13 protein-coding genes and 1 pseudogene are annotated in these 13,555 nt (G+C 68.8%); 5 read left to right on the forward strand and 9 right to left on the reverse strand.

What is annotated here, in order from left to right; translation table 11 throughout:
- Positions 1 to 64: 64 nt before the first annotated feature.
- Genes ABZS61_RS29790 through ABZS61_RS29815 form a run of 6 tightly spaced genes read right to left on the reverse strand, consistent with a single transcriptional unit; the run spans position 65 to position 7,238 of the window.
- Positions 65 to 1,480, reverse strand: a complete 1,416-nt coding sequence (locus ABZS61_RS29790) for an FAD-dependent oxidoreductase (RefSeq protein ID WP_356427947.1) — start codon at positions 1,478 to 1,480, stop codon at positions 65 to 67.
- Between the two features lie 21 nt (positions 1,481 to 1,501).
- Positions 1,502 to 2,305 carry an ABC transporter permease gene (locus tag ABZS61_RS29795; RefSeq protein WP_356427950.1) on the reverse strand — a complete coding sequence of 268 codons (804 nt, stop codon included), beginning with the start codon at positions 2,303 to 2,305 and terminating at the stop codon, positions 1,502 to 1,504.
- Positions 2,305 to 3,228, reverse strand: a complete 924-nt coding sequence (locus ABZS61_RS29800; RefSeq protein ID WP_356427953.1) for an ABC transporter permease — start codon at positions 3,226 to 3,228, stop codon at positions 2,305 to 2,307. The genes ABZS61_RS29795 and ABZS61_RS29800 overlap by 1 nt, the downstream gene beginning before the upstream one ends.
- Positions 3,225 to 4,376, reverse strand: a complete 1,152-nt coding sequence (locus ABZS61_RS29805; protein WP_356427956.1) for an ABC transporter ATP-binding protein — start codon at positions 4,374 to 4,376, stop codon at positions 3,225 to 3,227. The genes ABZS61_RS29800 and ABZS61_RS29805 overlap by 4 nt, the downstream gene beginning before the upstream one ends.
- A gap of 50 nt (positions 4,377 to 4,426) precedes the next feature.
- The gene (locus ABZS61_RS29810) at positions 4,427 to 5,677 is read right to left on the reverse strand and encodes a spermidine/putrescine ABC transporter substrate-binding protein (protein ID WP_356427959.1); all 1,251 of its coding nucleotides are present in this window, start codon (positions 5,675 to 5,677) and stop codon (positions 4,427 to 4,429) included.
- A 46-nt stretch (positions 5,678 to 5,723) separates the two neighbouring features.
- Positions 5,724 to 7,238 carry a gamma-aminobutyraldehyde dehydrogenase gene (locus ABZS61_RS29815; RefSeq protein WP_356427962.1) on the reverse strand — a complete coding sequence of 505 codons (1,515 nt, stop codon included), beginning with the start codon at positions 7,236 to 7,238 and terminating at the stop codon, positions 5,724 to 5,726.
- 204 nt (positions 7,239 to 7,442) lie between these two features.
- Between ABZS61_RS29815 and ABZS61_RS29820 the strand changes: the two genes are divergently transcribed.
- On the forward strand, positions 7,443 to 7,997 hold the full coding sequence (locus tag ABZS61_RS29820) for an NADAR family protein (protein WP_356427964.1): 555 nt from the start codon (positions 7,443 to 7,445) through the stop codon (positions 7,995 to 7,997).
- A 60-nt stretch (positions 7,998 to 8,057) separates the two neighbouring features.
- Here ABZS61_RS29820 and ABZS61_RS29825 read toward each other — a convergent pair whose 3' ends face one another.
- Positions 8,058 to 8,744: a DUF4190 domain-containing protein gene (locus ABZS61_RS29825; protein WP_356427966.1), complete on the reverse strand. Its 687-nt coding sequence runs from the start codon at positions 8,742 to 8,744 to the stop codon at positions 8,058 to 8,060.
- 118 nt (positions 8,745 to 8,862) lie between these two features.
- On the opposite strand from ABZS61_RS29825, the gene ABZS61_RS29830 reads away from it, so the two are divergent.
- The 4 genes and pseudogenes from ABZS61_RS29830 to ABZS61_RS29845 all read left to right on the forward strand — a co-directional run.
- The gene (locus tag ABZS61_RS29830) at positions 8,863 to 9,897 is read left to right on the forward strand and encodes an adenosine deaminase (protein WP_356427969.1); all 1,035 of its coding nucleotides are present in this window, start codon (positions 8,863 to 8,865) and stop codon (positions 9,895 to 9,897) included.
- Positions 9,898 to 9,919: 22 nt separating this feature from the next.
- Complete coding sequence (locus tag ABZS61_RS29835) at positions 9,920 to 10,624, forward strand: glycerophosphodiester phosphodiesterase (RefSeq protein ID WP_356427972.1); 705 nt, start codon at positions 9,920 to 9,922, stop codon at positions 10,622 to 10,624.
- Positions 10,625 to 10,658: 34 nt separating this feature from the next.
- Positions 10,659 to 11,489, forward strand: a complete 831-nt coding sequence (locus ABZS61_RS29840; RefSeq protein ID WP_356428159.1) for an SAM-dependent methyltransferase — start codon at positions 10,659 to 10,661, stop codon at positions 11,487 to 11,489.
- Between the two features lie 64 nt (positions 11,490 to 11,553).
- Positions 11,554 to 11,694, forward strand: a pseudogene (locus ABZS61_RS29845) (histidine kinase); the annotation flags it as partial.
- A 10-nt stretch (positions 11,695 to 11,704) separates the two neighbouring features.
- On the opposite strand, the gene ABZS61_RS29850 reads toward ABZS61_RS29845, so the two are convergent.
- Positions 11,705 to 12,232, reverse strand: a complete 528-nt coding sequence (locus ABZS61_RS29850; protein WP_356427976.1) for a hypothetical protein — start codon at positions 12,230 to 12,232, stop codon at positions 11,705 to 11,707.
- A gap of 128 nt (positions 12,233 to 12,360) precedes the next feature.
- Positions 12,361 to 13,524 carry a spermidine/putrescine ABC transporter substrate-binding protein gene (locus ABZS61_RS29855; RefSeq protein WP_356427979.1) on the reverse strand — a complete coding sequence of 388 codons (1,164 nt, stop codon included), beginning with the start codon at positions 13,522 to 13,524 and terminating at the stop codon, positions 12,361 to 12,363.
- Positions 13,525 to 13,555: the final 31 nt, after the last annotated feature.

A 13,555-nucleotide genomic window follows, 5' to 3' on the forward strand; every position in this document is an offset into this window, starting at 1 on the left:
CGGGTTCGGTCGCCTTTCTGCGGTGAGCTGGGTCACTCACACGGTCTCGTCGGCTGCCGGAGCCTCAGCTGTCGAAGCCGAGCCCCATCCGGTCCATGGCCCGCAGCCACAGGTTGCGGTGTCCGCCGTGGCTGTCCGCGCGGGCGAGCGACCTCTTGGTGAGCTCGATCCCGGCCCAGGCGAACGGCTCGGGCGGGAACGGCAGCGGCTTGGAGCGGACCATGCCGAGGGCGGTGCGTTCCGTTTCCTCGCCGGACAGCAGATCCAGCATCACATCGGCCCCGAAACGCGTGGCCCCGACGCCCAGTCCGGTGTATCCGGCCGCATAGGCGACCCGGCCGCGATGGGCCGTTCCGAAGAAGGCGGAGAATCGCGAACAGGTGTCGATCGCACCGCCCCAGGCGTGACTGAAACGCACACCGGAGAGCTGCGGAAAACACTCGAAGAACTGGCCCGCGAGTTTGAGGAAAGTCTCCGGGCGCTGGTCGAGAACGGAATTCAGCCTGCCCCCGTAGGGATAGATCGCGTCGTACCCGCCCCACAGGATCCGGTTGTCGGCCGAGAGCCGGAAGTAGTGGAACTGATTCGCACTGTCCCCCAGTCCCTGCCGGTTCTGCCAGCCGATCGAGGCGAGCTGGTCGGCGGTGAGCCGCTCGGTCATCAGCGCGTAGTCGTACACCGGCACGGTGAACGGGCGCATGCGCTTGACCAGCGACGGGAAGATGTTCGTGCCGAGCGCGACCCGACGGGCGAAGACCCTGCCGTACGGCGTGCGCACCGCCATACCGGCACCCTGCGCGGCCAGGTCGAGGGCCCTGGTGTGCTCGTAGATCCGTACACCCAGGCCGAGGCAGGCCTGCCTCAGCCCCCAGACGAGCTTCGCCGGGTGAAGCATGGCGACCCCGCGCCGATCCCACAGACCACCCAGGAATGTCGGTGAATCGACTTGGGTCCTCACCTGCTCCCGGTCCAGGAACTCCACTCCGGTGAACCCGAGATCCTCGGTCCGGCTGTGCCATTGCCGCAGCTCTTCGAGCTGGTGGGGCTGGGTGGCGACATCGATCTCGCCGGTGCGCTCGAAGTCGCAGTCGATGGAGTAGCGGGCGACGGCGGCCTCGATGGCGTCGAGGTTCCGCCCGCCCAGCTCCTCCAGCTTCCCGATCTCGTCGGGCCAGCGCTCCAGTCCGTTGGCCAGGCCGTGGGTCAGCGAGGCCGCGCAGAATCCGCCGTTGCGGCCCGAGGCCGCCCAGCCCGACTCGTATCCCTCGATGAGGACGACATCGCGCCCGGGATCCCTCTCCTTGGCGAGCAGAGCCGTCCACAGTCCGCTGTAGCCGCCGCCGACGACGAGGAGATCGCAGTGCTCGTCCGCGGTGAGTGCGGGGAGCGCGTCGGGCTTTCCCGGGTCGTCGAGCCAATAGGAGAGGGGGGTCGCATCGGAGAGCGAATGTGCAGCAGTACGCATGGCATCCGGGGCCATGGTTTCCAACTCCTTCGGGTGTTACTTTCGCGCGTTGCTCTTCCGCCGGTTCGCAATGAGCTGTCCGACGAGTACCACCGCCACGGCGATCACGAACATGGCCGTACCGATGACGTTGATCTGCACAGGTGTACCGCGCTGCGCCGATCCCCAGACGAACATGGGGAAGGTCACCGTGGATCCCGCGTTGAAATTGGTGATGATGAAATCGTCGAAGGAGAGCGCGAAGGCGAGCAGCGCTCCCGCCGCTATCCCGGGAGCGGCGATCGGGAGGGTCACCCGGACGAACGTCTGAACGGGGCCCGCGTAGAGATCGCGTGCGGCTTCCTCGAGCCTCGGGTCCATCGACATCACACGCGCCTTGACCGCCGTCACCACGAAGCTGAGGCAGAACATGATGTGCGCGATCAGCACGGTCCAGAAGCCGAGCTCGGCCCCCATGTTGAGGAAGAGCGTGAGCAGCGAGGCGGCCATGACGACTTCGGGCATCGCCATCGGCAGGAAGATGAGCGAGTTGATCGCGCCGCGCGCCCGGAAGCGGTACCGGACCAGCGCGAAGGCGATCATCGTGCCGAGCACGGTCGCGCCGATGGTCGCCCAGACGGCGATCCTGAGCGAGAGCCCGAGGGATCCGCACAGGTCGGCGACGCCGCAGGGGTCCTTCCAGGCGTCCAGCGAGAACCGCTGCCAGGCGTAGTTGAAGCGGCCGTTCGGCTTGTTGAAGGAGAACACCATCACGACGATGTTCGGCAGGATCATGTACGCGAGGGTCAGCAGACCCGCGATCACGATCAGGTTCCGGCGAATCCAGCGGAGTACGGGCATCAGACCAGGTCCTCCGTCCCGGAGCGGCGGATGTAGAAGGTGACCATGAGCAGGACCACCGCCATGAGGATGAAGGAGAGGGCGGCCGCCGTCGGGTAGTCCAGGACTCTCAGGAACTGGGTCTGGATGACGCTGCCGACCATCTTGGTGTCCGTGGAGCCGAGCAGTTCCGCGTTGACGTAGTCGCCGCTGGCCGGGATGAAGGTCAGCAGGGTTCCGGAGACCACCCCGGGCATGGACAGCGGGAACGTCACCTTGCGGAACGTGGTGGCGGGAGTGGCGTACAGGTCGCCGGCCGCCTCGTGCAGCCTGCCGTCGATCCGCTCCAGCGAGGTGTAGAGCGGCAGGATCATGAACGGCAGGAAGTTGTACGTCAGACCGCAGACGACGGCCATCGGGGTGGCCAGGACGCGGTTGTTCTCCGTCCAGCCGAGCCAGCTGGTGACGTCGAGGACGTGCAGGCTGTCCATGACGTCGACGACCGCGCCGCCGTCCGCGAGGATCGTCTTCCAGGCGAGCGTCCGGATCAGGAAACTGGTGAAGAACGGTGCGATGACCAGCACGAGCACCAGGTTGCGCCAGCGTCCCGCCTTGAAGGCGATCAGGTAGGCGAGCGGGTAGCCCAGCAGCAGGCACAGGAACGTGGCGGTACCGGCGTACAGCAGGGACCGGATGAACTGCGGGTAGTAGTCGGCGAAGGCGTCCCAGTACGTCCGGAAGTGCCAGGTGACCTGGAAGCCCTTCTCCAGGGATCCGGTCTGTACGGAGGTCGACGCCTGGTAGACCATCGGCAGCGCGAAGAAGACGATCAGCCACAGGATGCCGGGGAGCAGCAGCCAGTACGGGATGAGCCTCTTGCGGGTGGAGGGCTTGCGGATCTCCGGTTCGGTGGGTGGCGCCGGCGGCGCGTCGGTGACGCTCACGCCGCGTCCTCCACGCTCTCCACGCCCGCGTCCATGTCCTGTGCGGCGTCCAGGCCGAAGGTGTGTGCGGGGTTCCAGTGCAGGACGACCTCGGCGCCCGGGACGAGGCCCGCGCGGTGGTCGACGTTCTGCTCGTACACGTGCAGTGCCTTGCCGGCCGGGCTCTCGACGACGTACTGCGTGGAGACACCGATGAAGCTCGAGTCGGCGATCCGTCCGGTGACCCGGTTGCGGCCGTCGGCTATCGCGTCCGCCTCGTCGGGGCGCGCGAGAGAGATCTTTTCGGGGCGGATGCCGACGAGCAGCCTGCCGCCGCTCACCGTGGGGGCGGAACACCGGCCGGCGGGCAGCCGGAGCTTCCCGCCGCCGGCCGAGACGACGATGTCGGTGCCCGCGGAGACGATCTCGGCCTCGATGAGGTTGGAGGTCCCGAGGAAGTTCGCCACGAAGGTGGTCTGCGGGTTCTCGTACAGCTCGGCGGGGGAGCCGAGCTGTTCGACCCGGCCGCCGTTCATCACCGCGACGGTGTCGGCCATGGTCATGGCCTCCTCCTGATCGTGGGTGACGTGGATGAACGTGATGCCGACCTCGGTCTGGATGCGTTTGAGTTCGAGCTGCATCTGGCGGCGCAGTTTGAGGTCGAGCGCGCCCAGCGGCTCGTCGAGCAGCAGCACCTGGGGGTGGTTGATGAGTGCGCGGGCCACGGCGACGCGCTGCTGCTGGCCGCCGGAGAGCTGGTGCGGTTTGCGCCGGGCGAAGTCTCCGAGCTGGACGAGGTCCAGCATCTCCCCCACCTGCTTCTTCACGGACCTGATGCCGCGGCGGCGCAGCCCGAAGGCGACGTTCTCGGAGACGTCGAGATGCGGGAACAACGCGTAGCTCTGGAAGACGGTGTTGACGGGCCGTTTGTACGGGGGCAGGCCGGTGATGTCCTTGCCGCCGAGCGAGACCGTGCCGGTGGTGGCCTCCTCCAGGCCCGCGATCATCCGCAGGGTGGTGGTCTTGCCGCAGCCGGATGCGCCGAGCAGGGCGAAGAAGGAGCCCTGGGGGACGGTCAGATCGAGTGGCTGTACGGCGGTGAAGGAGCCGAACGTCTTGCTGATCCCGGTGAGACGGACGTCGCCGCCCGCTGTCTGCTGCTGTGTCATGGGTCGCAGTCCCAGTGGTGTCGAGGAAGGTCGGGAGGGGATGGGGCGGGTCAGGCGCCGATGAGCTTGGCGAACTTCTCCTCGTACGCCGTCTCTTCCGCGGAGCTGAGCGAACGGAAGGAACGCGACTTCGCGGCCATCTCCCTGTCCGGGAGGATCAGCGTGTTCGAGGCCATCGCCGGGTCGATCTTCGCGAGCTCCGTGGCGACCCCGTCGACCGGGCAGACGTAGTTGATGTACGCGGCGAGCTGGGCGGCGACCGGGGGCTCGTAGTAGTAGTCGATGAGCTTCTCGGCGTTGGTCTTGTGCCGGGCCCTGGCCGGGACCAGCAGGTTGTCGCTGGAGGTGATGTATCCGGCGGCGGGTATCGCGAACTTGATGTCGGGGTTGTCCGCCTGCAGCTGGATGATGTCGCCGGCCCAGGCGACACAGGCCGCCAGGTCGCCCTTGCTGAGGTCCGCCGTGTAGTCGTTGCCGGTGAAGCGGCGTATCTGCTTCTTGTCGACGCCCTTCTGGAGCCTGCCTATCGCGGCGTCGAAGTCGGCGTCGGTGAACGCCCCGGGGTCCTTGCCCATGTCGAGCAGGGTCATACCGACGGAGTCGCGCATCTCGGAGAGGAAGGCGACCTTGCCCTTGAGCTTCGGGTCGTCGAGCAGCTGGGTGACGGAGTCGACCTTGCGGCCTCCGGTCGCCTTCACGTTGTACGCGATGACGGTGGGGATGCCGGTCCAGGGATAGGAGTAGGCGCGTCCCGGGTCCCAGTCGGGGCTCCGGAACTGGGCCGAGAGGTTGGCGAACGCGTGCGGCAGGTTCGCCGGGTCGAGCTTCTGCGCCCAGCCGAGCCGGATGATGCGGGCGGCCAGCCAGTCGGTGACGACGACGAGGTCGCGCCCGGTGTCCTGGCCCGCAGCCAGCTGCGGCTTGATCTTTCCGAAGAACTCGACGTTGTCGTTGATGTCCTCGGTGTACTTGACCTTGATCCCGGTGCGCTTCGTGAACGCCTGCAGCGTCGGGCGGCTCTTCTCGTCCTCGCTGACGTCCATGTACTCGGTCCAGTTGGAGAAGTTGATCTGCTTCTCACCGGCCGAGTGGTCGTCCGAGGCCGCCGCCGCGTCCCCTTCCCGCTTCGCGGGCGGTATTCCGCACGCGCCGAGCGTTCCTATGCCGCCGAGCGCGAGGGCGCCGGCGCCGGAGGCGCGCAGCAGTGAACGGCGGGTGAGGGCGCCCCTGCCTGTCGTCAGGCTGCGCCTCATTGCGGCCGACTGGGCCGCGGAGAGGTGCTCGGGCTCGTACTGCTCCATACGCGTTGCCCTTCCGGGTGGGTGGGCCGCCGGGCGGCGGCCGCTGCTATCGGTCCCCGAAGACGGTGCGGTGCCAGTCCTTCCTGGCCACCGCGGAGTTGTCGTACATGACGTGTTTGACCTGCGTGTACTCGTCGAAGGAGTACGACGACATGTCCTTGCCGAAGCCGCTGGCCTTGTATCCGCCGTGCGGCATCTCGCTGATGATCGGGATGTGGTCGTTGATCCACACGCAGCCCGCCCCGATCTCACGGGTGGCGCGGTTCGCCCGGTACAGGTCGCGGGTCCACGCGGAGGCGGCGAGTCCGTACGGGGTGTCGTTGGCGAGGCGGATTCCCTCGTCGTCGGTGTCGAAGGGCAGCACGACCAGGACCGGACCGAAGATCTCCGAGTTCACGATCTCGCTGTCCTGGGCGGCGTCCTTGATCAGCGTCGGCCGGTAGTAGGCACCGGCCGCGAGGTCTCCCCCGGGGACCTCGCCGCCGGTGACGACGGTGGCGTACGCCCGGGCGCGCTCCACGAAGGCGGCGACGCGGTCGCGCTGTGCGTGGCTGATCAGCGGGCCGAGGTCGGTCGACGGGTCGAAGGGGTCGCCGAGCCTTACGCTCTCCATCAGTTCGGCGACTCCGGCCACGAAGGCGTCGTACAGGGGGCGCTGGACGTAGGCGCGGGTGGCGGCGGTGCAGTCCTGGCCGGTGTTGATGAGAGATCCGGCGACCGCTCCGTTGACCGCGGCGTCGAGGTCGGCGTCGTCGAACACCAGGAACGGCGCTTTGCCGCCGAGCTCCAGGTGGAGGCGCGTGACGGTACCGGCCGCGATCTCGGCGACCCGCTTGCCGACGGCCGTGGAGCCGGTGAACGAGGTCATGACGACGTCGGGGTGGCCGACGAGGTGTTCACCCGCGACCTTTCCGGCGCCGCAGACGATGTTGATCACGCCGTCCGGGATACCGGCCTCGGTAGCCGCCTGGGCGAACATCAGCGAGGTCAGCGGGGTGATCTCGGCGGGCTTCAGCACGATGGTGTTGCCCGCGGCGACGGCCGGGAGGATCTTCCAGGCCGCCATCTGGAGCGGGTAGTTCCAGGGGGCGACGGAGCCGACGACCCCGATGGCCTCGCGGCGTACGTAGGAGGTGTGGTCTCCGCTGTACTCGTCGGCCGACTTCCCTTCCAGGGTGCGGGCGGCGCCCGCGAAGAACGAGGTGTTGTCGACGGTCCCGGGCACGTCGAACTCGGTGGAGAGCTTGACGGGCTTGCCGCACTGCAGGGACTCGGCGTACGCGAAGTCGGCGGCCTGCGCGTCGAGTACGGCGGCGAAGCGGTGCAGCAGTCCGGATCGCTCCGCCGGGGTGGCGCCGGACCACGCCGGGAACGCCTCGCGGGCGGCGGCGACGGCCGCGTCGACGTCGTCCGTACCGGCGAGCTCGTAGCGGTAGACCGTCCTGCCCGTCGCGGGGTCCACCACCTCCTGGTGGTGTCCCGATGTGCCGGGCAGCAGTTTCCCGCCGATGTACTGCGCACCCTCCGCGAAACGGTCCTGCACCTGGAAGCCGTTACCCATGACGCTCTCCTCCGCTGTCCCCGTGATCCGGGGGCGGCGTAGCTTCTTCCCGAATTGAGTGCCGATCCTGACAGAGCAGACCTCTACCAACAAGGGATTCCGTTGTTTCCTTTTGGTTACGCGACGGAATCTGTCGACCATGTGTCGTGCGGGTACGGAAAACCCCATACGGACTGTCAGTGGCGGATGCCAGACTCGGCTGCCATGGGACAGGAACACATGGACGGCCTCCTGGCGCGCGCGGCACGCGGGGAGCACGTGAAGTACCTGCCGTTCTGGGGACACCGCCCCCGCGCGGACGGCCGTCTCGGCGAGAGCTGCCTCAGCCAGTGGTGGCCCGCGCCGTTCACGGTGGACTCGGTGACCTACGCGTCGGCGGAGCACTGGATGATGGCCGGCAAGGCACGGCTCTTCGGTGACGAGGAGGCGGAGCACAGGGCCGTGGCGGCGAGCAGCCCGGCGGCGGCGAAGAAGGTGGGACGGCTGGTCCGGGGCTTCGACGACGGCGTATGGGTGCGGGAGCGCTTCGCACTGGTGGTGGCGGGCAGCGTCCACAAGTTCGGCCAGGACCCGGCACTGCGCGCGTTTCTGCTGGGTACCGGGGAGCGCGTGCTGGTCGAGGCGAGCCCGATGGACCGGATCTGGGGCATCGGGCTGGCCAAGGACGATGCGCGGACCGCGGACCCGGCTGCGTGGCGGGGGCTGAATCTGCTGGGCTTCGCGCTCATGGAGGCGCGTGCGCAGCTGCACGCGATATGAAGCAGCCCGTGGCGGGGCCGGGGATCTCCTCCCCGGCCCCGCCACGGGCGGTTCATGCGGTCAGCGCGTGCCGCCGACGACCAGTGAGGTCGCGTACGGATCGTCGTAGTCGTAGTCGCTGCCGCCGGACTCCTCATTGGCGATGGCCCAGATCAGGAATCCGAGGAACACCGCGCTGATCAGAATGGAGATCGAGCCCAGGATGATCCCGGCGAGCGCCATTCCGCCGTTGGTCGCCTCGCCCCGCTTGGCGCGGCCCCGGCCGATGATGCCGAAGATCAGCGCGAGGATGCCGAGGATGATGCCGAGTCCCCACATACAGAAGCCGACCACCGCGATGATGCCGAGCACCATCGCCGCGATGCCGAGTCCGTTCGCGGGTGCCGGGCCCCAGGCCGGCTGGCCGCCGTATCCGGGATACCCCGGGTAGCCGCCGTACGGAGCGGCGGGGGCAGTGGGCGCGGCCGGGTAGCCGTACTGGCCGGCGGGCGGCGGCGCGGGCTGTCCCGGTCCGTTCGGTGCCATCGGCGGCGGCGGTACGTCGGCCGTCGGCGGCCCGAAGCCTCCACCTGCCCCGGGTATCTGCCCGGTCCCCGGATCGACGCCCGGCATGGACGTGACGGTCTGCTGGTCGTGCACCCCCGGCGGACGGACGTCGGCCGCCTGCTTGCCCAGCTCCACCCTGCTCTCCGGCGGTGCCCACGGATCGCGCGGCCCGCCCCCGGGCTGCTGTGTGTTGTCTGACATGGGCCTCCCCCATCGTGGTCCCGCCATGCTACGGCCCGCCCCACGGCAGCCGGGCCCCGCCTACGATGATCGACGCAGCCGGTGCGCCCGGCCGATATACGAGATCCGGGAGAATCCGATGAACGATCTTCACCCCTTCATCGCGGGGCTGCCCAAGGCCGAGCTCCACGTGCACCACGTCGGTTCCGCCTCGCCCCGCATCGTGGCCGAGCTGGCTGCCCGCCACCCCGACTCCAAGGTCCCCACGGACCCGGAGGCGCTGTCGGACTTCTACACCTTCACCGACTTCGGCCACTTCATCGACGTCTACCTCTCCGTGGTGGACCTGATCCGCACGCCCGAGGACGTCCGGCTGCTGACCTTCGAGGTCGCCCGGGACATGGCGCGGCAGAACATCCGGTACGCGGAACTGACCGTCACCCCGTTCAGCTCGACCCGCCGGGGCATCCCGGAGCAGGGCTTCATGGAGGCGATCGAGGACGCGCGGAAGTCCGCCGAGGCCGAGCTCGGGGTCGTCCTCCGCTGGTGCTTCGACATTCCGGGCGAGGCCGGCCTCGAGGCCGCCGAGGAGACCACCCGGCTCGCCGTGGACCTGCGGACCGAGGGGCTCGTCTCCTTCGGTCTCGGCGGGCCCGAGGTCGGGGTGGACCGCCCCCAGTTCAAGCCCTATTTCGACCGGGCGATCGCCGAGGGCCTCCACTCCGTTCCGCACGCCGGGGAGACCACGGGTCCGCAGACCGTCTGGGACGCGCTCACCGCACTGCGTGCCGAGCGCATCGGCCACGGCACGAGCTCCGTCCAGGACCCGAAGCTGCTGGCCCACCTCGCCGAGCACCGCATCGCCCTGGAGGTCTGCCCGACGTCGAACATCGCGACCCGCGCCGTCGCCGACATCGAACAGCACCCGGTGAAGGAGATGGTCCAGGCAGGGGTTCTCGTCACGATCAACAGCGACGACCCGCCGATGTTCGGTACCGACCTCAACAACGAGTACGCGGTGGCCGCCCGGCTCCTGGGTCTGGACGAGCACGGTGTGGCCGACCTGGCCAAGAACGCGGTGGAGGCCTCCTACCTCGACACCGCGGGCAAGCGGACCCTGGCCGCCGAGATCGACACGTACACGGCGAACTGGCTGGAGGCGCCCGGTCGGTGACCTCCGAGGTCACAATGGACGCATGGCCACCACCGTCACCGCCGTGGGACATCGCGGCGATCCGTTCCGTGCCCGCGAGAACACGCTCCCGTCGATCCGCTCCGCCCTCGAACGGGGGGCCGACGCGGTGGAGATCGATGTCCGCGTCACCCGTGACGGGGTGCCCGTGCTCCTGCACGACGCCACGCTGGAGCGTCTGTGGGGTCATGACATCCACCTGGACCGGATCGAACACCGAGAGCTCGTGGAGGTGACCGGCGGCGGGGTCCCCACCTTGCGTGAGGCACTGTCCGCCGTCGGTGCCCACCGAGTCATGGTGGATCTGCCCGGTTCCACGGACGCCTCCGTACGCGCCGTCGTCGGCGTGGTCCGCGAGTGCGGCGCGGGCGAGCGCGTGTACTACTGCGCGGGCCCGGCGGCCATGCTGCGGGTACGTGCCGCGGATCCGGCCGCGGAGATCGCGCTGACCTGGACGTCGCTCGCCCCGCCCCGCCCCGTACTGCTCGACACCGTGAAGCCGCACTGGCTGAACTACCGGTTCGGGCTGCTGAGCCCCGGACTGACGGACCGTATCCACCGGGACGGGCTGCTGGTCTCCGCCTGGACGGCCGACACCCGGCGCACCATGCGACGGCTGGTCACGTACGGGGTCGACTCGGTGACCACCAACCGGATCGACGTCCTGCGCGCCCTGCTGGCCAACTCCACGCCTGAGGACCCCGCTTGATCGGTCCGGCATCATGGGTGCCGCATCATTCGTGATGTCCCCCACCGGCGCCCGAGGAGCAGAAGTGACCGACCCCCGCACGGCATCCGCCCGTGTCCGTTCCGACATAGCCCACAACTCCCGGGTATGGAACTACTGGCTGGGCGGCCAGGACAACTACCCCGTGGACCGTGTGGTCGGCGACCGGGTGACCGCCATGTATCCGAGCATCGGCGAAGTGGCCCGCGCCGACCGCGCGTTCCTCGGCCGGGTGGTCCACCATCTGGCCGGGGACGTCGGCATCGGCCAGTTCCTGGACATAGGCACCGGCCTGCCGACGGTGAACAACACCCATGAGGTGGCCCAGCACACGGCGCCCGACGCCCGCATCGTCTATGTCGACAACGACCCGACGGTGCTCGCGCACGCACGGTCCCTGCTCACCAGCTCCCCCGAAGGGGCCACCGAGTACCTCGACGCGGACGCCCGTGACACGGAGCGCATCCTGCGCGCCGCGGAGCGGACCCTCGATCTGCGGCGCCCCGTCGCGGTGATGATGCTCGGCATCCTCAACTTCGTCCTGGACACGGACGAGGCGCGGTCCGCCGTGACCGGACTGATGGACGCACTGCCCTCCGGCAGCCACCTGGTGCTCACCCACCCCACGCTGGAGCTGGGCGGCGAAGGCAACGAAGCCGCGATGAGATTCTGGAACAAGAACGCCACTCCGCCGATCACGGCCCGCAGCCGCTTCGAGTTCGCCTCGTTCCTGGACGGCCTGGACATCCTCGACCCGGGCATCGTGTCGTGCTCCCGCTGGCGCGCCGACGCCCGCACCGGGGGACCCGAAGTCGCCCAGTTCGGGGCTGTGGGCCGGAAGCCCTGATGCGGATACCGGGGAGACGGTGGCTTCCGCGCCGGGCGTGGGCCGTCGACGCCGCCGTCGCACTTCTGTGCAGGCCGCGGCGCGGGAACGGGCCCGGATCGCCCGTTAGATGCAGGACATCCTCTCCCACGCCGTGAGCCTGATGATCGTGCAGGCGGAGGCCGGCCCGGTCGCGGCGCGTACGGCGCCGGAGCGGGCGGCCTCGACCGGGTGGGTCAGGCCGGCACCGGGACCGGCACGGGTGCCTCCTGCACCGCTTCCAGTCTCTTGATCATGCGGCGGACGACGAGCAGCGGGATGATGCCGAAGACCCCGAAGGACATGTCGATGACGGTCCACCAGAAGGGGATGTCCCGGATCGGTCCGCAGATCAGGGCCAGCGGGATGATCCCGGCACAGGCGATCATGCCGAACTCGATGACCCAGATGTTGCGGACCGGATCGCGGTAGGGGCCGTAGAAGGCGACCGCGATGACCAGGTGGGCGAAGGCCAGCCAGTCGGTGCCGTAGAGCACGAAGGGGTACTTCGCGTCGGCCTCGTCGAGGCCGGTCCGGACCCTGGTGATCCATTCCATCAGGGCCGGGAAGTGCTCGGGGACAGGAGAGGCGGAGGACCTCAGCAGGTCCTCCGCCCAGTGCAGTTCGTGCACCAGCGGGAAGGCGGTCAGACCGCTCAGCGCCAGGCAGACGATGAAGAGGACCAACCACACGCGTATGCGCCGCAAGAGGGCTCGCTCGCTCATGCCCGCAGCGTACGCCCATCATGAACACGTTCAAAAGCGGGGTGTCGAGTGGGGGCAGTCATTGATGCGCATCACCGGCGAACTCGGCGGCGAACCTCCCCTTCACCTCGCTGCGGCTCGCTGCCGGCTCAGAGGCCGACGATGGAGTTCCACTTCTTCGCGAAGCCGGTGCGCTCCTCGGAGGTGATGTCGCGGGCGATGGCGAGCCGTTCGCGCATCGCGTCGTCGGGGAAGATCAGTGGATCCTCGGCGAGCGCGGCGGTCTCCGCGTCCTTCGAGGAGGCCAGGATCTCGCGGGCGGCGGGTACCGGGCAGACGTAGTTGACCCAGGTGGCCAGTTCGGCGGCGACGCCCGGCTCGTAGTAGTGGTCGACGAGCCTCTCCGCATTGCGCTTGTGGGCGGCCAGGTTGGGGATCATGAGCGACTCCGCCCAGAGCTCGGCACCCTCCTCGGGCACCACGAACTCGATCCCGGGGTTGTCGGCCTGGAGCTGGATGACGTCCCCGGAGTACGCCTGGCAGGCGAGCACGTCACCGTTGGCCAGGTCCTTGATGTAGTCGTTGCCGGTGAAACGGCGGATGTGCCGGCTTCTCACACGCTTCTCCACCTGTTCGCACATCCGGTGGAAATCGTCGGCGGTCCACCGGGTGATGTCGGCCCCGTCTCCCTGCATGAGCAGGGCGAACGCCTCGTCGAGCCCGGAGAGCAGCGTCACCCTGCCGCGCAGGTCGTCCGCCCAGAGCTCGCTCGTGTGCCGGATCTCCCGCCCGAGCTTCGCGCGGTTGTACGCGATGCCGGTGATCCCGGACTGCCAGGGCACGCTGTGCAACCGGCCCTCGTCGAACGCGGGTGAACGCAGCTGCGGGTCCAGGTACTTGGCCACATTGGGCTGCTTCGACCGGTCCATCTCCTGCACCCAGCCCAGTCGTACGAACCGGGCGGCCATCCAGTCGCTGACGACGACGAGGTCCCGGCCCGTCGACTGGTGGTTCATCAGCGCCGGGCTGATCTTCCCGAAGAACTCGTCGTTGTCGTTGATCTCCTCGGTGTACGAGACGGAGATCCCGGTCCGCCGGGAGAACGCGTCGAGCGTGGGCCGCTTCGACTCGTCCTCGTCGTCGGTGTCGATGTAGAGCGGCCAGTTGGCGAAGTGGAGCGAGTGGTCGCTGTCCGACCTGTCGCGTCCGGAGCGGTCACCGGGCTCCACATAGGCGGCGGGCACTCCGCAGCCGGCCAGGGCGGTACCGGCCGCTCCCGCGCCGAGGACGCGCAGCAGGGAGCGACGGGACATGAGGTGTTCCGGAATCGAGCGCACCCGCGCA

It is taken from the genome of Streptomyces sp. NPDC005566 (assembly GCF_040605575.1).
Lineage (GTDB): Bacteria > Actinomycetota > Actinomycetes > Streptomycetales > Streptomycetaceae > Streptomyces.

Bases quoted from the DNA above. Each gene is read 5' to 3' on its own strand.
- ABZS61_RS29790 (WP_356427947.1), bottom strand. From the start codon at position 1,480: ATGGCCCCGGATGCCATGCGTACTGCTGCACATTCGCTCTCCGATGCG.
- ABZS61_RS29825 (WP_356427966.1), bottom strand. From the start codon at position 8,744: ATGTCAGACAACACACAGCAGCCCGGGGGCGGGCCGCGCGATCCGTGG.
- ABZS61_RS29795 (WP_356427950.1), bottom strand. From the start codon at position 2,305: ATGCCCGTACTCCGCTGGATTCGCCGGAACCTGATCGTGATCGCGGGT.
- ABZS61_RS29830 (WP_356427969.1), top strand. From the start codon at position 8,863: ATGAACGATCTTCACCCCTTCATCGCGGGGCTGCCCAAGGCCGAGCTC.
- ABZS61_RS29820 (WP_356427964.1), top strand. From the start codon at position 7,443: ATGGGACAGGAACACATGGACGGCCTCCTGGCGCGCGCGGCACGCGGG.
- ABZS61_RS29815 (WP_356427962.1), bottom strand. From the start codon at position 7,238: ATGGGTAACGGCTTCCAGGTGCAGGACCGTTTCGCGGAGGGTGCGCAG.
- ABZS61_RS29805 (WP_356427956.1), bottom strand. From the start codon at position 4,376: ATGACACAGCAGCAGACAGCGGGCGGCGACGTCCGTCTCACCGGGATC.
- ABZS61_RS29840 (WP_356428159.1), top strand. From the start codon at position 10,659: ATGTCCCCCACCGGCGCCCGAGGAGCAGAAGTGACCGACCCCCGCACG.
- ABZS61_RS29810 (WP_356427959.1), bottom strand. From the start codon at position 5,677: ATGGAGCAGTACGAGCCCGAGCACCTCTCCGCGGCCCAGTCGGCCGCA.
- ABZS61_RS29835 (WP_356427972.1), top strand. From the start codon at position 9,920: ATGGCCACCACCGTCACCGCCGTGGGACATCGCGGCGATCCGTTCCGT.
- ABZS61_RS29850 (WP_356427976.1), bottom strand. From the start codon at position 12,232: ATGAGCGAGCGAGCCCTCTTGCGGCGCATACGCGTGTGGTTGGTCCTC.
- ABZS61_RS29855 (WP_356427979.1), bottom strand. From the start codon at position 13,524: ATGTCCCGTCGCTCCCTGCTGCGCGTCCTCGGCGCGGGAGCGGCCGGT.